The sequence below is a fragment of the Paenibacillus sp. E222 genome (genome assembly GCF_013401555.1).
Taxonomy (GTDB): Bacteria; Bacillota; Bacilli; order Paenibacillales; family Paenibacillaceae; genus Paenibacillus.
The window spans coordinates 3,431,074-3,448,420 of sequence record NZ_CP058552.1; the positions used below are offsets into that span (position 1 = coordinate 3,431,074).

A 17,347-nucleotide genomic window follows, 5' to 3' on the forward strand; every position below is an offset into this window, starting at 1 on the left:
CACTTGAACTTATGGCACCTGAGTTGCCTCCTTCTTTTTTCTTCAAGGTTTTATGTCTCGCAACCAGATCTTGGCACCCAAAAAAATTGTAGAAAAAAGAGGGAAAGCCTTAAGTGTGTTGAATATGTTTTAAGAGTGTTTAAACCCGAACGTATTTTACTATTTGGAGTCAGGAGGTGCCACAGACTTGAGCAACAATGACATCATTGTTAGTTTGGACATCGGTACATCCAAAATTCGCGCTATTATTGGGGAAATGAATAATGGAACCTTTAATATTATTGGAGTTGGATCTGCCGACTCGGAGGGAATTCGCAAAGGTGTAATCGTAGATATCGATCAGACGGTGCAATCGATCCGCAATGCAGTGGATCATGCAGAACGTATGGTGGGTATTCAAATATCCGAAGTATATGTTGGAATCTCGGGAAATCATATCGGACTGATGAGCAGTCACGGCGTCGTGGCAGTATCTAACGAGGATCGTGAAATCGGAGAAGAAGACATGGAGCGGGTGTTGAAAGCAGCCGAAGTAATTGCGGTTCCACCGGAACGGGAAATTATTGATGTTGTAGCCAAGCAGTACGTTGTTGATGGCTTGGAAGGCATACAGGACCCCCGTGGTATGATTGGTGTTCGTCTGGAAGTGGAGGCGACCATCATTACGGGTGCAAAAACCGCGATACATAATCTTTTGCGCTGCGTGGAAAAAGCGGGTCTGAAAGTAAGTGATTTGGTACTCATGTCACTTGGAGCAGGTCAGCTGGCATTGTCCAAGGATGAAAAAACGATGGGTTCCGTGCTTGTTGATATCGGAGCCGGGGCTACAACCATTGCCATCTTCGAAGAAGACAGTCTCGTTGCCACTTCAACGCTGCCTATCGGCGGGGAGTTCGTAACGAATGACATTGCCTATGGTCTGCGCACATTAACAGATCAAGCCGAAAAGGTTAAACTGAAATATGGCTGCGCATGGCTGGATGATGCTGCTGCGGACGTCATGTTCAAAGTAACACGGATCGGCAGCAACGTAGACAAGGAATTCTCTCAAGAGGATCTGGCGGCTATTATCGAACCGAGGGTTCAGGAAATATTCCAGATGATTTCTCAAGAAGTGAAGCGTCTTGGTTACAATGATCTTCCTGGAGGTTATATACTAACGGGAGGTACGGTCTCTATGCCGGGTGTCCTGCAGGTCGCTCAGCATGAGCTTGCTGCTTCGGTACGAGTCGCGGTGCCGGATTATATCGGTGTACGTGACCCTGGCTTTACGAGCGGAGTCGGCATTTTGCACAGTGTAATCCGCAGTTTGCGTATTCGTCCCTCGATCAACAACGGCGGTGGAAACAACAACAATAATAATAACAACAAAAAACCGACCAACCGTCCTAAGCCGAATCCGGCTCAGGAATCGGAGCAGAAACCAGGTCTGTTCGAACGGCTGAAAAATATGTTCAGCGAATTTATATAAAAGGTTGAATCCATTTCATACAATTCTGAAGCCGTTTGAATGCGCTGGTTCTAAAATAAACGCTTTCGTTCGTCGATATATGAAATTGATTCGGTTCAATCACAAATTGGACGGGCCATCCATGCACATTGAGGGGGAGATGGAATAATATGTTGGAATTTGATTTCGAGATGGAGAGCTTGGCTCAAATTAAAGTCATCGGTGTAGGCGGCGGCGGAAGCAATGCAGTCAACCGAATGATTGAAAATGGTGTACAAGGTGTTGAATTTATTACGGTGAATACGGATGCACAGGCACTACACCTGGCGAAATCCGAGCACAAGTTGCAAATCGGTGATAAATTAACCCGTGGTCTTGGTGCAGGGGCCAACCCGGATGTAGGTAAAAAAGCAGCGGAAGAATCCCGTGATTTGATCATGAACACCTTGAAAGGTGCAGACATGGTATTTGTTACAGCAGGTATGGGCGGCGGTACAGGTACAGGTGCAGCTCCGGTTATTGCCGAAATTGCCAAAGAGTGCGGCGCACTTACCGTGGGTGTAGTTACTCGCCCGTTCACATTTGAAGGACGTAAACGTTCCAGCCATGCAGAGCAAGGTATCGAAGCTCTCAAGGAAAAAGTGGACACGCTAATCGTCATTCCAAATGATCGTTTGCTTGAGATTGTAGACAAAAAGACCCCAATGCTTGAAGCATTCCGTCAAGCAGATAATGTACTTCGTCAAGCCGTACAAGGTATCTCTGACTTGATCGCTGTACCGGGTCTGATCAACCTTGACTTTGCAGACGTCAAAACGATCATGCATGAGCGTGGATCTGCGCTAATGGGTATCGGTGAATCGACTGGCGAGAACCGTGCAGCAGAAGCGGCACGCAAAGCCATCATGAGTCCTTTGCTGGAAACTTCCATCGAAGGTGCACGTGGTGTCATCATGAACATTACGGGCGGCATTAACCTGTCCCTGTATGAAGTCAATGAAGCAGCTGAGATCGTTACGTCAGCTTCCGATCCGGAAGTGAACATGATCTTTGGTGCCATCATTGATGAGGATCTGAAGGAGGAAATCAAAGTGACGGTCATTGCGACTGGCTTTGAAGATAAACCTGCTTCCCCACCACCAGGACGTAAACCGGCTCCAGCAAGTGAGCCTGCGGATAACCGTTCGCCGAATCTGCGTCCGTTCGGAAATCAGCCGAGCAATGATCAGCTGGATATTCCGACATTTTTACGCAATCGTTCACGCAATAATAACAACGATTAATACTCCAATAGATTTCAATGAAGACCCGGTACTCCTGATAGGAGTACCGGGTCTTTTTGTTTTTTTATTATCCTATCACATTGTATTGAACAAATTCTGAACAACGGGTCTGAGCAATTCCGACAAAAAAAGTTGGAACGCTCCCCCCATGATTAGACAGACTTTGAAAAGTGAGCTCCTTATACTTGTGAATATGCTCATGAATATCGGGATAACGTTATTTCGATATGCTGCGCGCAGGCAGGTGAAGAATGTGATTGTATATGTGGATCTTATTTTTTTGACGAACCTGTGTATTGACGGTGCACTCATCGGACTGACGGCCTGGATGCGCAAAACGAAGCTGGTCTGGTGGCGATGGTTGCTGTCCGCAATCGTGGGTGCGCTGTATGTCGTCATGATGTTTGTACCGGAGTTTGATTTTATGTTCACCTTTTTGATCAAGTTTGGATTGTCTCTGGTGATGCTGAGTATTGCATTTGGGTTTAAGGGTCTTCAGGCATTTATGAGGACCTTGGGCACCTTCTATGTAATCAATTTTGTCGCCGCAGGGGGAATTCTGGGTGTTCACTACATGCTGCAGAGCTCTGGGGAATTGTTTAACGGCATTTGGTTTACGGCATCGGGTGGAATGTCTTTTGATTTGAAAATTGCCTTCTGGTTCACGTTTGTCGTCTTTTTTGCCGTGCTTTTTCTATTCAAAGCTGTGCAGAGCTCCAAACGAAAAACAGACCGAATGACAACGTACTTGGGTAAAGTGGAGGTTTTTATTGACGAGGTGACTATTTCTTGTACAGGCCTTCTGGATACAGGAAATCAACTCACAGACCCCCTTTCACGAATGCCCGTCATGGTAATGGAGGTATCATTATGGCAAGACATGCTGCCTGCTGCATGGAAGGGCAGGTTGAAGGATGAGGCGCCGGACAACCTTATCATGGAGCTCGATCAGGAGGATTTTCACTGGCAGGATCGTTTAAGGCTGGTACCTTATCGAGGCATTAACAAAGGAACTGCGTTTATGCTGGCGATGAAGCCAGACCGGGTGAAGGTAACGATGGATGAGATGTGTTTTGATACGACAAAAGTATTAATAGGGTTGGACGGGGGCGTACTGTCATCCGATGGAAAATACCAGGCCGTGATTCACCCTGAGCTTGTGCAAGACGCTGCTTCTGCGCAGTCTACGGCTATCTCTGCGGGAGCAACAGAAAAGCCGCTGAATGTGGTATAGGAGGAACGTACATGCTTGTAAAATGGAAACTGGTGGCGCAGCTGCAGTACTATCGTTTATTATTTCTGCTTGGTTTGAAAAGTGAAGAGATTTATTATATCGGAGGCAGTGAGGCGCTACCGCCCCCCTTAACACGTGAAGAAGAAGAATTTTTGTTGCAAAAGTTGTCTTCAGGGGATTCCGCGATCCGTGCCATGCTGATTGAACGGAACCTTCGACTGGTGGTATACATTGCACGCAAATTCGAAAATACAGGTATCAATATCGAGGATCTGGTCTCCATCGGTGCGATCGGGTTAATTAAAGCCGTTAATACGTTTGACCCGGAAAAGAAAATTAAGCTGGCCACCTATGCTTCCCGTTGTATCGAAAATGAAATTTTGATGTACCTGAGACGTAACAGTAAAATTCGTACAGAAGTTTCTTTTGATGAACCACTCAATATTGATTGGGATGGAAATGAACTATTATTATCGGATGTACTCGGTACGGAGAACGATACAATCTATCGGAATATCGAAGAACAGGTAGACCGGAAGCTTTTGCATAAAGCATTGGAAAAATTAACCGAGCGGGAGCGAATGATTATGGAGCTTCGCTTTGGCTTAACGGATGGGGAAGAAAAGACACAAAAAGATGTCGCCGATCTGCTTGGAATCTCCCAATCCTATATCTCTCGTCTCGAAAAAAGAATCATTAAAAGACTCCGCAAGGAGTTCAACAAGATGGTCTGAACAGGAGCATTTTCTATAATGGGTATTAATGGCAAGGATGCCAAGTGCGAATAAAATAGCCTGCCCCGGAGATAATGTACATTAATGTTTCTCCTTGGGAGGTAAGTCACGATGACCCGAAACAAAGTCGAGATTTGTGGCGTGGACACCGCAAAATTGCCTGTCCTCACCAACATAGAAATGCGGGAATTGTTTCATTCCCTACAGCAACACCATGATCGCTCAGCAAGAGAGAAATTAGTGAATGGCAACCTGCGCCTGGTGCTCAGTGTCATTCAGCGCTTTAACAATCGGGGAGAGTTTGTCGATGATCTGTTCCAGGTTGGATGTATCGGCCTGATGAAAGCCATTGATAATTTTGATTTATCCCAGAATGTCAAATTTTCAACCTACGCGGTGCCGATGATTATCGGTGAAATCCGTCGATACTTGCGCGATAATAACCCCATTCGGGTATCTCGTTCCTTGCGGGACATTGCTTATAAAGCACTTCAGGTGCGTGACAGCCTGACGAATAAAAATTCCCGTGAACCGACGATATTCGAAATTTCTGAGGTACTGAATGTGCCGAAGGAAGATGTGGTTTTTGCATTGGATGCCATTCAAGACCCGGTTTCACTCTTCGAACCGATCTATCATGATGGTGGAGATCCGATCTATGTGATGGATCAGATCAGTGATGACAAAAACAAGGATGTGTCCTGGATTGAGGAAATTGCACTGCGTGAAGCGATGCACCGTCTCGGTCAAAGGGAGAAAATGATTCTGTCGATGCGGTTTTTCGAAGGGAAAACCCAGATGGAAGTGGCTGATGAAATTGGCATTTCCCAGGCGCAGGTATCCCGTCTGGAGAAATCAGCGATACAACAAATGCAGAAACATGTGAAGTCGTAACAAGGGGTTAGCCAGAAGGCGATCAAAGGGTAAAGATATTCCTTTGATCGCCTTTTTGTTTTTTTGATTTCGACATCAGAGGCATTATGAATTGTTCCCTTGCCTTTCGTTCGAAAAAGAGGACATTTTTCGCGTATGAAACATATATTGTATAGAAGCGGAGAACGGGCAGAAGCGGATGAATCGGGGGGCGGGAGCAAATGAAAGTGAGTACAGGTGAACCAGTGGGTAGCGGGATGAAAATTTCGGATTTTCAAACCAAAGATGTAATTAACATTACGGATGGCAAACGTCTGGGTCAGATTAGCGATTTGGAGCTGGATCTGAAGCAGGGACGAATTGAGGCAATTGTTGTGCCAGGTTACAGTCGTTTTATGGGGCTGTTCGGCGGTGGAACGGATCTAGTCATCCCTTGGAGAAACATTGTGAAGATCGGTTCGGATGTGATTTTGGTTAAAATGGATGAAATAAAGGAAAATAACTACGATGAGCGTGACCGTGAAGCCCGCTTGTATGACGAACAGAACGGCCGGATGGACCGGGTGGAACGTATTGAACGGTTGGATCGGAACCAGCGCCGAACGATATAACCGAGACAGAACGGGGTTCATTTGGTACACTGGAAGTTGTGAGGTGAGAAGATGGAACCGTTTATTTTGGATAAGGAAATACGGTCGGGAAGCCAGAACTCAAATGAGGGTCCTGACCCGTTGTTACTATATGTAGAGCCGTGGAAATTGCAGTTTAAGCATATGAAAGCCGGTTTTACGACAAGGCAGGGTGGTGTCGGAAGCACACCTTACGCCAGTCTCAACTGTGCCTATCATGTGGGTGATGATCCGGCTGACGTGCTGAATAATCGCAAACTTGTGGCTGAAAAGCTGGGTTTCCCTTTGGAATCCTGGACATGTGGAGAACAGGTACATGGTAAACATGTCGCTGTAATCACGGCTGAAGATCGGGGTAAAGGTTTGCTGGATCGACAGTCTGCGTTACAGGATACGGATGGGTTAGTCACTAATGTACCTGGTGTGCTGCTGACTTCCTTTTATGCAGATTGTGTACCCCTTTATTTCTATGACCCCGTACAACAAGCGGTGGGGCTTGCTCATGCCGGATGGAAAGGTACAGTTGCTGGTATAGCCGAATCGATGGTCGAAAAGATGGAGCAGGAATATGGAAGTCGCAGACAGGATATCCATGCTGCAATAGGTCCCTCCATTGGGGATTGCTGTTATGAAGTGGATGAAGCGGTTATGCAGCATGTACGGGTTTGGCTGGACCACTCCTCGGGTAATGATGAATACAAGAACTCTGCATCTAATTCAGTATATCGACCTGCCGGAAATGGCAAAACGATGTTAAACTTGAAAGAATGCAATCGACACATTATGATGAAAGCAGGAATATTGCCGGATCATATCGAATGTACAACTTGGTGTACAAGCTGCAATCCCGAGCTATTTTTCTCTTATCGTAAAGAAAATGGCATTACCGGGAGAATGGCGAGCTGGATTGGGCTGGAAGAGAGGTGACCCTCTGTGTCATTGGAGGAGCGTATACAACTGGTAAATCAGAAGATCGAAGCAGCGTGTCAGCGCAGTGGCCGTCAACGTGAAGATGTGAATGTGATTGCTGTCACGAAATACGTCTCACTTGAAACAACTGGAGCTGTGCTGGACCACGGTCTTGAGCATATTGGCGAAAACCGCTGGCAGGATGCACAAGCGAAATGGGAAGCATTCGGTCAGCAGGGAACCTGGCATTTTATCGGTCATTTACAGACGAATAAGGTGAAGGACGTCATCGGTAAATTCCGTTACATACATTCACTGGATCGTTTGTCCCTGGCCAAGGAGTTGGATAAAAAGGCGGCGTCTCTTGGCATCCAGGTGGAAACACTATTGCAGGTGAATATTTCGGGTGAAGAGAGCAAGTTTGGCTTGCAGCCTGAACAGGCGAGTTCCTTTTTGCGCGAAATCAGTTCGTTCAACAACCTGAAGGTCATCGGCCTGATGACCATGGCACCCCATGAGGAAGATCCGGAGCTTACACGTCCCGTATTCCGCGGACTGGGTGAGCTTAGAGACCATTTGAATGGACAAGCTTTGACAGCGGAGCCATTGACCGAGTTGTCGATGGGCATGTCCAATGATTTTGAAGTGGCGATTGAAGAAGGGGCAACCTGGGTTCGGCTTGGATCGATTCTCGTAGGAAAAGAGGAGGGTTCGCAATGGGCGTAATGAATAAGTTTATGAATTTCCTCGGACTTCAGGAAGAGGAAGAGATTGTGGAACGTGAGCGTATGGCGGCACAAGAGGAACATGATCCTGATCAACAGGAAGCTGAAACCTCAAGTCTCGATAAACGTAGAAACCAAAGGGGTAATAATGTGGTGAGCATTCATTCCCAGAAAAATGTTAAAGTCGTCCTTTATGAACCGCGTTCTTATGACGAAGCACAGGAGATTGCTGATCATCTGCGCTCCCATCGTACCGTTGTCGTTAACCTGCAGAGGGTGCGTCAGGATCAGGCACTGCGCGTCATTGATTTCTTGAGTGGCACAGTGTATGCACTGGGCGGCGGTATTTCAAAAATTGGCGGCAACATTTTTCTCTGTACGCCAGACACGGTTGAAATTCAGGGTTCAATTACGGAAATACTGGCTGACAGCGAGCAAGATTATAACAGAATGAGGTGAGCCACTTTTGTATCAGATTGAAAGCGTGTTGTACACGGTATACCAGATTTACTTTTACATGGTCATTGTCTACATATTGATGTCATGGCTTCCCAACGCACGGGAGAGCTTCATCGGTGAATGGCTAGGTAAGTTTGTGGAACCATATTTAAGACCTTTCCGCCGATTTATTCCGCCTTTGTTCGGTGTGTTGGATATTTCACCGATTGTGGCGCTGATCGTTCTTCAACTTGCGCTTAATGGGCTGATCTCCATCCTCCGATACTTTGTTTATTAAGGTAGGGTGAACATAGATGAGCGGTGAAATTTACGAGCATTTTAGTCATGATGAGCGGGATTTTGTGGATAAAGCCTCAGACTGGGTTGAACGGGCAAGTAAGTATCATGACATAAAGCTAACTGACTTTCTTGATCCCAGACAGGTCTTTATTTTACAAACACTTGTGAACCGTCGAGATGATGTACAGATTCGTCTGGATGGTGGTTATGAAGCAGCTGAACGTAAGCGTGCGCTGATTGCACCGGATTATCGATATCTGGACGATGAAGATATGGGTATGCAGGTGATGAGCATTACGTCTGACGATCAGAAAATCAAAGAGCTGGAGCATGGGGACTATATGGGTGCCCTGCTCGGGCTTGGCATGAAGCGTGGCAAGATCGGTGATATTCAAGTGCTGGAGGACGGGTGCCATACGGTGGTGGCGTCGGAAACCGGCGCTTTTTTATCGCTTCAACTGAATCAGGTGCACCGGGTACATGTGTTTACGGAGCTGTTGGCACTGGATCAGCTGAAATGGTCCGAGAGCAAACTGGAGACGATGGACATTACTGTGGCTTCCCTGCGTTTGGATGGCATCTGTGCAGATGTGTATCGGCTTAGTCGCAGTAAAGTTCTCGTTCCGATCAAGGCTGGCCGCTGTCGTGTGAATTGGAAGGTGGAGGAAGATCCGTCCAAAGCGCTGAAGGCGGGAGATGTGGTATCCATTCAAGGATTTGGTCGATTCAAGGTGATGGAACAGGATGGGTTGACCAAAAAGGGACGCTGCCGCGTAAAAATCGGCAAATTTGCCTAAGTGTGTTGCAGGAAAACCCGCTTTCTTGTCGAAATGTTTAAGGTAAAGGTGCAAAAAACATTCGGTGTTTCCGATATACATTAAAGTGCAAAGGTTGATATGACCGCCAAAGGATCAAAGTCTGATCCTGCATTCCGTATTCTTGCCAGGATTGGGCATCACAAATACGGCCCCTTGGGTGGAACCCATATGCTGCAAACCTTCTCAGTCCGGGAAGGAACTTTAACAGGAGGTGGACAGCATGCCATTAACGCCGCTGGACATACACAACAAGGAATTTTCCCGACGCTTGCGCGGGTATGACGAGGATGAGGTCAATGAATTCCTGGATCAAGTCATCAAAGATTACGAAGGCGTCATTCGCGAAAACAAAGAGCTGAGCAATCAGTTGCTGTCCGTTCAGGAGAAGCTTGATCATTTTGCAACGATTGAAGAGACGCTGAGCAAAACGATCATCATTGCGCAGGAAGCTGCGGATGATGTGAAGAACAATGCGAAAAAAGAAGCACAGTTGATCGTGAAGGAAGCCGAGAAAAATGCGGACCGGATCGTAAACGAATCTTTGTCTAAATCACGCAAAATTGCTTTGGAAGTCGAAGAGCTGAAAAAGCAGGCGTCCATCTATCGTGCCCGTTTCCGTACACTTGTGGAAGCACAGCTTGAATTGTTGACTCAGGATGGTTGGGAAGCGCTGGAGAGCCGGGAGCAGGAAGTCCGTGACCGTGAGCGGGAAATGAAGGAAATTTATTAGTCTATCCGCCTGGTTGACTTTTGCCTGTAAAGAGGCTATAACTATATTCATAATGAATAGTGATTCCATGACGGGTTCAGTACGTTATGATCTCATCCCTCAGAGAGTTGGCGTCTGGTGCAAGCCAATGGATGAGTTATAGCCGAATATCTCCCCGGAGAAGTGACGCTGAAGCGGTGAAGGATTGGCCGTGTGTAAGCGAAACCGTGAGCCGAACGTTATATCGGCACCCTGCTGTAGTTAAGCGGGGCATAAGCGCTGTTGATGACAGAGCATACCCAATTTACATTGGATGTGGTTTGTGATGAACAGAATTAGGGTGGTAACGCGAGCATAACCTCGTCCCTTTCCAGGGATGAGGTTTTTTTGTGTCCAAAAAAAGCAGCAAACGTACATGAGGCCCGAAGGTGCCTCAAGGAGAGAGCCCGATGCCGGAGGAGCGAAAGCGTCCGGCACCGGGGTTTCGCTAAGGCGAACGTACATGAGGCCCGAAGGGACCTCAAGGAGAGAGCCCGCCGCCGGAGGAGCGAAAGCGTCCGGCACCGGGGTTTCGCTAAGGCGAACGTACATGAGGCCCGAAGGGACCTCAAGGAGAGAGCCCGCCGCCGGAGGAGCGAAGCGCCCGGCACCGGGTTTCGCTAAGGCGAACGTGCATGAGGCCCGAAGGACCTCAAGGAGAGAGCCCAGCGCCGGAGGAGCGAAGCGCCCGGCACCGGGTTTCGCTAAGGCGAACGTACATGAGGCCCGAAGGGACCTCAAGGAGAGAGCCCGCCGCCGGAGGAGCGAAGCGTGCGGCAACTCCCTTCTCGCGGTAAGGCCCTGCGGCGTTCCCGAAGGGGACAGCCGCAAGAGGGCCGACTCCACCATACACACCCTCGCCAACGCCGCCGCAGTGCCCGCCAAAGACAACCCATTCCGGGTGTCCAGAGGGCGGAGCGCCTATGGGGTCCCCCTTGGTAAGGGGGATTTAGGGGGATTGAAACGCTTTTTGTGGACGGTCCACAATTTAACCAAAGAAAGGGAAGATGATCATCATGCAACGAGTTGACGTCAAAGAGAAAGCACGCGCCAGAGAACTACGCGTGTTAAACAAATGGAAAACGGAGAATACATTCAAAAGATCCATCGAAAACCGCGAAGGCAAGCCAAACTTTGTATTTTACGAGGGACCGCCTACAGCCAACGGTAAACCGCATATCGGTCACGTACTGGGCCGAGTAATCAAGGATTTCGTGGGACGTTATAACACGATGAAAGGTTACCGCGTTGTTCGTAAAGCAGGCTGGGATACACATGGTCTGCCTGTAGAATTGGGTGTTCAGAAAAAGCTGGGCATCTCCCACAAGTGGGAAATCGAAGATTATGGCGTAGAGAAATTCATTAACGAATGTAAAGCGAGCGTGTTCGAATACGAACAACAATGGCGCGATCTGACCGAAGGTATTGGTTACTGGACAGACATGAATAATCCGTATATCACACTCGACAACAATTACATCGAAAGTGTGTGGAACATTCTGGCGACGATTCATGAAAAGGGTCTGCTGTATCGTGGTCACCGTGTGAGTCCGTACTGTCCGTCTTGTCAGACTACACTTAGCTCCCATGAGGTAGCGCAAGGGTACAAAGACGTGAAAGACCTCAGTGCTACAGCCAAATTCAAGCTGGATGACAGCGGCGAATTCGTGCTTGCCTGGACAACAACGCCTTGGACATTGCCTTCACATGTTGCGCTTGCCGTGAACCCGGATATGGACTACTCCCGCGTTCGTCAGGACAACGAAGTATATATCATGGCGACTAATCTTGTTGAGAAAGTCATGAAGGACGCCAAAGGTGAATATGAAGTCATCGGTGCCCTGAAAGGTTCTGACCTGGTTGGCAAAACGTATGATCCTCCGTTCAACTACGTGCAGGCTGAGAAAGCAAACATCATCCTGGGCGCAGGCTTTGTAACTGATGCAAGTGGTACAGGGATTGTACACATGGCACCTGCACATGGTGAAGATGACTATCGTGTATGTCGTGAGAATGGCATCAGCTTTGTGAATATGGTGGACTTGGAAGGCAAGTTTGTGCCGCAGGTAACTGATTTTGCCGGACGTTTTGTTAAGGATTGCGATATTGATATCGTAAGATACCTGTCGGAAAAAGGGCGTTTGTTCAGCAAAGAAAAATATGAGCACAGCTACCCATTCTGCTGGCGTTGTGATACACCACTTCTGTACTATGCAATGGACAGCTGGTTTATCCAAACAACAGCAATCAAGGATCAGCTGATCGCCAATAACAGTGAAGTAGACTGGTACCCGGGCCACGTCCGTGATGGGCGTTTCGGGAAGTTCCTTGAAGATCTCGTGGACTGGAATATCAGCCGTGACCGTTATTGGGGAACGCCACTGAACATCTGGGTATGTGAAGAGACGGGTGAACAATTTGCTCCGCATAGCATCGCTGAACTGCGTGCTCGTGCCATTGGCGACGTGCCTGAGAATCTGGAGCTGCATAAGCCCTATGTAGATGACGTCAAAGTCATGAGCTCTTGTGGTAAATATGAAATGAAACGTACTCCGGAAGTGATCGATGTCTGGTTCGACAGCGGCTCCATGCCGTTTGCCCAGCAGCACTATCCATTTGAAAATAAAGAAATATTTGAACAGCAATATCCGGCAGACATGATCTGTGAAGGAATTGACCAGACGCGCGGCTGGTTCTACAGCTTGCTGGCTGTATCTACACTTTTGACAGGCAAAGCACCTTACAAAGCGGTTATGGCAACAGGCCACGTTCTCGATGAGAACGGACAGAAGATGTCGAAATCCAAAGGTAACGTTATCGATCCTTGGGAAGTTATTGAAGAATACGGTACAGATGCATTCCGGTGGGCTTTGCTGTCTGACAGCGCACCATGGAACAGCAAACGTTTCTCCAAAGGCATCGTGGGCGAAGCGAAATCCAAAATGGTGGATACGCTGGTTAACACCCATGCATTCCTGACGCTGTATGCTACGATTGATGGATTTGATCCACAGGAGCATCCGTTCAAATTGTCTTCACACAATCTGGACCGCTGGATTTTGTCAAGACTGAACAGCCTGATTCTCGTTGTAGAAAAAGCGCTGGCTGTTAACGACTATCTGAACTCTTCCAAAGCCATTGAAGCGTTTGTAGATGAGCTCAGTAACTGGTACATCCGTCGTTCCCGTGACCGTTTCTGGGGCAGCGGATTGACAGAAGACAAACTGGACGCTTACCGTACACTTACCGAGGTGCTGGTGACTACTGCCAAGCTCGTGGCTCCATTCACACCAATGCTTGCAGAAGATATCTATCTGAACCTGACTACTGGTGAGAGTGTGCATATGGATGATTATCCGGCTGCCAATGAAACGCTGATTGACTTGAATCTGGAGCAGGATATGGAGACAGCACGCCGAATCGTGGAACTTGCCCGTAATGTCCGTAACGAAACAGGAATCAAGACACGTCAACCGTTGTCCGAACTGATCGTTTCTCTGGATAAAGGCTTCGATCTGGCAAGTTATGAAGAGATCATCAAGGATGAGATCAATGTCAAAACGATTCGTACCGAGCATGATGATGCAGATTTCGTTGATTTCACTTTGAAGCTGAACCTGAAAGTAGCGGGTAAAAAATACGGTAAAAACGTAGGCTTCCTGCAGAACTTCTTCAAGGGAATGTCAGCAGACGAGACGCGTAAAGTAGTGACAGAAAATCTTCTGAACGTCGTTTCTCCGGAAGGTGAAGAGCTGCAAGTGACGGGTGAAGAACTGCTGGTTGAGAAACAAGCCAAATCCGGTTTTGCCTCGGCATCCGGCTATGGTCTGACGGTAGCCCTCAATACGGAGATCACAACAGAACTCGAACAGGAAGGCTGGGTCCGCGAAGTCATTCGTGCAGTTCAAGACACACGGAAGAAGCTGGATCTGCCGATTGAGAAAAGAGTACGTTTGACGCTGGATGTGGACGCTGCTTTACAAGAAGCGATTCAGGCCTTCGATCATGTGCTGCGTGAGAATGTGCTCGTTACCGAAGTGACCTTCGGTACGAATGATTCGATGCAACGTATTGAAGCCGGAGGTAAAGCCATCGGTGTATATATCGAGGGGTAATACAGTAATTCTCTAATTCTCACGTAAGGCGTTCCTGAAGAAAGGATTGCTTTGTCTGACTTTAACGGGGACAGAGTAACTCTATTTCAAATAGGACAGTATATAGAGACAGACATGCCAACGAGCCTCAGATGCAGGAGAACAATCCTGTGTCCTGGCTCGTTTGGTTTTTCAGCAAATGGGCAATGATTTCTATTGTGCAGACATTCTATATACATCAAAGGAACTGAGTAAATTATGAACGAACAGGATACCCAATCGCCATCAAATTCAGAATCCACAACGCATTCCAAAAATGCGGAGGACAAGATTGAAGAACTTCACAAGCTCACTAACCGGCTCGCCAATGAACTCGAACGTTCACGAATCGCACAGTATACGGAATTATTGAACCGGCCATGGAAGCTGATCGGACTTAATCTGTTGTCTGGCGCCGCAAGGGGCGTGGGGATCGCCATCGGTTTTACTTTTTTTGCAGCAACGATCATTTACGTGTTACAAGTGCTAGGTGCGCTTAATCTGCCCATCGTGGGTGATTACATCGCAGATATTGTACGGATTGTGCAGCGACAGCTGGAATTAAACACTTATTAGGTTACCTGCAGGTTTAATACGAGTCGTCTGATTCGATATCCGGTTCTAACAGGCCATCGCCTTCACGGTTCTCCAGATACTGTCGATATTGCCGATTGCGTACGATGGAGACGTCATGACCGTAGATATCGGTTGCGACAAAGCTCTCATATGCCTCAACGCAGCCCTCCACTTCGTCAGAGGCTTCAATCGCCATAACGTCGTAACTGTCGATGTCCCGTCCCTCAGCCATGGCCGGAGTATTGGAGGTGCCCCAACTTTCAACAATCTGCCATGCGTCTTCACCGTCGAAGCCGTTCTGGTCATCACGTTCATCCAGGCTTGTGCGGCCAAAGGCAGGGGCGAGGAATTCTTCCTCGACAGGGCGATTTTCAGAGACAACGGTTTCCGGTTGATGCTTTTTGCAGTATTTGGTGTAAGGAACAGCTTGCATGCGTTCATAGGGGATAGGTTGCTGACACACGGCGCAAGTTCCATAATGACCTTCTTCGATGGAATGCAGGGCAGAGTCGATGCGCTCCAGTTGAAATTCATCATGCTCCAGCAGGGAAATATCCTTTTCGCGATCATACATCTCAGTAGCTACATCACCCGGATGGTTGTCAATCGGTGATAATTCGCCTGTCTGAAGCTTCATGGAGTCACCAAGACCATAATGTTCGTTCTGCTCCAGTCTATGTTCAATATCACGCTTTTCGGTTATCAGTTGGGAACGTAACGATTGCAGTTGTTTGGCAGTGAAATGTGTCATCATTTTCCCCTTTCTGTTCCGTATGGACTCCGGATTTTGACTCTGTTGTAGGATGTGTCATTTCGTGCAGAATTACAGAAGGGAAATGTTATCGTTTTTGCCATCCGGGCTGCGGCTAACCGCGTCGTGGACGATTTCCAAACAGCTGTGCTACAATGAACAAGTCTGGCGTAAAGCCTGGTATCGTTTGGAAAAGACAAGAACGGAGTGACAAACAAACGTGGTGTATTATATCCTCGCTTTTATCGTATTTTTAATCGATCAGGGAACAAAGTTCCTAATTGCAACCCGGATGGAACTTAGAGATGAAATTCCGGTGATTGGCAACTTCTTTGTCATCACATCACATCGTAACTCAGGTGCAGCTTTTGGTATTTTACAGGATCAACGCTGGTTCTTTATCGTGGTTACACTGGTTGTCGTGGTGGCTTTGGTTTGGTATTTGCAAAAGGTAAAAGATACTCCGCACAAATTGCTGCCCGTAGCGCTTAGTTTGGTGCTTGGGGGAGCTATCGGGAACTTCCTAGATCGGGCTTTGACCGGAGAAGTTGTCGATTTTATCCAGCTTAATTTTGGTAGCTATACGTTTCCCATTTTCAACATAGCCGACTCGGCGATCTGTATCGGTGTGGTACTGATTATTGTGGAAACATTGCTTGAAGGACGGCGCGAGAAAGCAGCCGCAAAGGTCGAAGGGAATGAACATCATGAGTAAATCGCAAAATGAAGAACAGACTAACGGAGACACGTCAACGTATGATGATGAACTCTTGAATGGCAATGATCGTATGGAATGGACGGTTGCCGCTGAACATAATAAAGAACGAATTGACAAATATATTACAGAATCCATGGATAACGTATCGCGCTCCCAAGTTCAATTGTGGATTGGAGACGGATTCGTAACGGTGAACGGGGCTAAAGTCAAAGCTAACACCAAATTATCTCAAGGCGATCTGGTAGAGCTTCTGATCCCTGAGCCAACGACTGTCGAGATTATTGCTGAAGATATTCCACTTGAAGTGGTATATGAGGATAGCGATTTGATCGTTATTAACAAACAGCGCGGCCTTGTTGTTCATCCAGCACCAGGACATACGTCGGGAACACTTGTTAATGCGCTGATGTATCATTGTAAAGATCTGTCAGGCATTAACGGCGAGCTGCGTCCCGGTATTGTGCATCGGATTGATAAGGACACATCAGGTCTAATCATGGCAGCCAAAAATGATCGTGCTCACGCCTCGCTGGCCGCTCAGCTCAAAGAGCATAGTGTGAATAGAAGATATATTGCACTCGTTCATGGGCATCTTAGCCATGATCAAGGTACGATTGATGCACCGATTGGTCGAGATACCAATGATCGCAAAATGTACACCGTTACAGAGCGTAACAGTAAACATGCGGTCACGCATTTTACCGTTAAGGAGCGTATTAACGACTACACGTTGTTGGAACTGAAACTGGAGACCGGGCGAACCCACCAGATTCGTGTTCATATGAAATTTATCGGTCATCCGCTTGTAGGAGATCCGACGTATGGTCGTAACAAAGGGATCAAAATGCAGGGACAGGCCCTGCATGCCGCCATTCTTGGTTTTGTACATCCAACGACCGGAGAATACCTTGAATTTACAGCACCGATTCCGCAGGATATGGAAGAAGTGCTTGCCTCCTTGCGCAGCCGCTGACAGCTCGAGAAAGTACAAATGTTCGGATAATTTGTCCATGGTTTTGAACGCGCAA

Annotated in this window: 17 protein-coding genes and 1 other annotated feature; of the genes, 16 read left to right on the plus strand and 1 reads right to left on the minus strand. The window is 47.5% G+C overall.

Translation table 11 applies throughout. The features are described 5' to 3' along the window. The first annotated feature begins 187 nt into the window (after positions 1-187). From ftsA to HW560_RS15365, 14 genes are all read left to right on the plus strand, one after another. Positions 188-1,471: a cell division protein FtsA gene (gene ftsA / locus HW560_RS15300; RefSeq protein ID WP_090901486.1), complete on the plus strand. Its 1,284-nt coding sequence runs from the start codon at positions 188-190 to the stop codon at positions 1,469-1,471. A 149-nt stretch (positions 1,472-1,620) separates the two neighbouring features. Further along, on the plus strand, positions 1,621-2,733 hold the full coding sequence (ftsZ, locus tag HW560_RS15305) for a cell division protein FtsZ (protein WP_063566980.1): 1,113 nt from the start codon (positions 1,621-1,623) through the stop codon (positions 2,731-2,733). Between the two features lie 253 nt (positions 2,734-2,986). Then, positions 2,987-3,967 carry a sigma-E processing peptidase SpoIIGA gene (gene spoIIGA / locus HW560_RS15310; protein ID WP_179265826.1) on the plus strand — a complete coding sequence of 327 codons (981 nt, stop codon included), beginning with the start codon at positions 2,987-2,989 and terminating at the stop codon, positions 3,965-3,967. Positions 3,968-3,978: 11 nt separating this feature from the next. Further along, entirely contained in the window at positions 3,979-4,701 is a 723-nt protein-coding gene (gene sigE / locus HW560_RS15315) for an RNA polymerase sporulation sigma factor SigE (protein ID WP_017687308.1), read from the plus strand. Positions 4,702-4,812: 111 nt separating this feature from the next. Beyond that, positions 4,813-5,595, plus strand: a complete 783-nt coding sequence (gene sigG / locus HW560_RS15320) for an RNA polymerase sporulation sigma factor SigG (RefSeq protein ID WP_063566979.1) — start codon at positions 4,813-4,815, stop codon at positions 5,593-5,595. Positions 5,596-5,795: 200 nt separating this feature from the next. Continuing rightward, positions 5,796-6,185 carry a YlmC/YmxH family sporulation protein gene (locus HW560_RS15325; protein ID WP_371129143.1) on the plus strand — a complete coding sequence of 130 codons (390 nt, stop codon included), beginning with the start codon at positions 5,796-5,798 and terminating at the stop codon, positions 6,183-6,185. 51 nt (positions 6,186-6,236) lie between these two features. After that, positions 6,237-7,130: a peptidoglycan editing factor PgeF gene (pgeF, locus tag HW560_RS15330; RefSeq protein ID WP_090901483.1), complete on the plus strand. Its 894-nt coding sequence runs from the start codon at positions 6,237-6,239 to the stop codon at positions 7,128-7,130. A gap of 6 nt (positions 7,131-7,136) precedes the next feature. Then, on the plus strand, positions 7,137-7,838 hold the full coding sequence (locus HW560_RS15335; protein WP_179263759.1) for a YggS family pyridoxal phosphate-dependent enzyme: 702 nt from the start codon (positions 7,137-7,139) through the stop codon (positions 7,836-7,838). Beyond that, positions 7,829-8,296 (plus strand): cell division protein SepF, encoded by a 468-nt coding sequence (locus tag HW560_RS15340; RefSeq protein WP_063566976.1) that lies wholly within the window; start codon positions 7,829-7,831, stop codon positions 8,294-8,296. Before HW560_RS15335 ends, HW560_RS15340 begins: the two co-directional genes overlap by 10 nt. A gap of 7 nt (positions 8,297-8,303) precedes the next feature. Then, positions 8,304-8,573, plus strand: a complete 270-nt coding sequence (locus tag HW560_RS15345; protein WP_373564987.1) for a YggT family protein — start codon at positions 8,304-8,306, stop codon at positions 8,571-8,573. A 16-nt stretch (positions 8,574-8,589) separates the two neighbouring features. After that, positions 8,590-9,372, plus strand: coding sequence for a YlmH family RNA-binding protein (locus HW560_RS15350; RefSeq protein ID WP_090901477.1), 783 nt, complete (start codon positions 8,590-8,592; stop codon positions 9,370-9,372). 241 nt (positions 9,373-9,613) lie between these two features. Next, the gene (locus tag HW560_RS15355) at positions 9,614-10,123 is read left to right on the plus strand and encodes a DivIVA domain-containing protein (RefSeq protein WP_063566974.1); all 510 of its coding nucleotides are present in this window, start codon (positions 9,614-9,616) and stop codon (positions 10,121-10,123) included. 58 nt (positions 10,124-10,181) lie between these two features. Next, positions 10,182-10,473 (plus strand) — a binding site (T-box leader). Positions 10,474-11,157: 684 nt separating this feature from the next. Then, positions 11,158-14,256, plus strand: coding sequence for an isoleucine--tRNA ligase (gene ileS, locus HW560_RS15360; protein WP_090901471.1), 3,099 nt, complete (start codon positions 11,158-11,160; stop codon positions 14,254-14,256). A gap of 237 nt (positions 14,257-14,493) precedes the next feature. Next, complete coding sequence (locus HW560_RS15365; RefSeq protein WP_063567857.1) at positions 14,494-14,850, plus strand: DUF5665 domain-containing protein; 357 nt, start codon at positions 14,494-14,496, stop codon at positions 14,848-14,850. Between the two features lie 13 nt (positions 14,851-14,863). Here the strand turns inward: HW560_RS15365 and HW560_RS15370 are convergent, their stop codons facing one another. Next, entirely contained in the window at positions 14,864-15,601 is a 738-nt protein-coding gene (locus HW560_RS15370; RefSeq protein WP_179265828.1) for a TraR/DksA C4-type zinc finger protein, read from the minus strand. Between the two features lie 220 nt (positions 15,602-15,821). Here HW560_RS15370 and lspA point away from each other — a divergent pair, with 220 nt between their 5' ends. Continuing rightward, positions 15,822-16,316 (plus strand): signal peptidase II, encoded by a 495-nt coding sequence (gene lspA, locus HW560_RS15375; protein WP_090901464.1) that lies wholly within the window; start codon positions 15,822-15,824, stop codon positions 16,314-16,316. After that, positions 16,309-17,292 carry an RluA family pseudouridine synthase gene (locus HW560_RS15380; RefSeq protein ID WP_179263760.1) on the plus strand — a complete coding sequence of 328 codons (984 nt, stop codon included), beginning with the start codon at positions 16,309-16,311 and terminating at the stop codon, positions 17,290-17,292. Before lspA ends, HW560_RS15380 begins: the two co-directional genes overlap by 8 nt. Positions 17,293-17,347: the final 55 nt, after the last annotated feature.

What these genes read in the sequence shown, in the direction of transcription:
- HW560_RS15380 (WP_179263760.1), top strand. Translation starts at nt 16,309, where the DNA reads ATGAGTAAATCGCAAAATGAAGAACAGACTAACGGAGACACGTCAACG.
- HW560_RS15350 (WP_090901477.1), top strand. Translation starts at nt 8,590, where the DNA reads ATGAGCGGTGAAATTTACGAGCATTTTAGTCATGATGAGCGGGATTTT.
- pgeF (WP_090901483.1), top strand. Translation starts at nt 6,237, where the DNA reads ATGGAACCGTTTATTTTGGATAAGGAAATACGGTCGGGAAGCCAGAAC.
- HW560_RS15340 (WP_063566976.1), top strand. Translation starts at nt 7,829, where the DNA reads ATGGGCGTAATGAATAAGTTTATGAATTTCCTCGGACTTCAGGAAGAG.
- HW560_RS15355 (WP_063566974.1), top strand. Translation starts at nt 9,614, where the DNA reads ATGCCATTAACGCCGCTGGACATACACAACAAGGAATTTTCCCGACGC.
- HW560_RS15325 (WP_371129143.1), top strand. Translation starts at nt 5,796, where the DNA reads ATGAAAGTGAGTACAGGTGAACCAGTGGGTAGCGGGATGAAAATTTCG.
- sigG (WP_063566979.1), top strand. Translation starts at nt 4,813, where the DNA reads ATGACCCGAAACAAAGTCGAGATTTGTGGCGTGGACACCGCAAAATTG.
- sigE (WP_017687308.1), top strand. Translation starts at nt 3,979, where the DNA reads ATGCTTGTAAAATGGAAACTGGTGGCGCAGCTGCAGTACTATCGTTTA.
- ftsZ (WP_063566980.1), top strand. Translation starts at nt 1,621, where the DNA reads ATGTTGGAATTTGATTTCGAGATGGAGAGCTTGGCTCAAATTAAAGTC.
- HW560_RS15370 (WP_179265828.1), bottom strand. Translation starts at nt 15,601, where the DNA reads ATGACACATTTCACTGCCAAACAACTGCAATCGTTACGTTCCCAACTG.
- ileS (WP_090901471.1), top strand. Translation starts at nt 11,158, where the DNA reads ATGCAACGAGTTGACGTCAAAGAGAAAGCACGCGCCAGAGAACTACGC.
- HW560_RS15365 (WP_063567857.1), top strand. Translation starts at nt 14,494, where the DNA reads ATGAACGAACAGGATACCCAATCGCCATCAAATTCAGAATCCACAACG.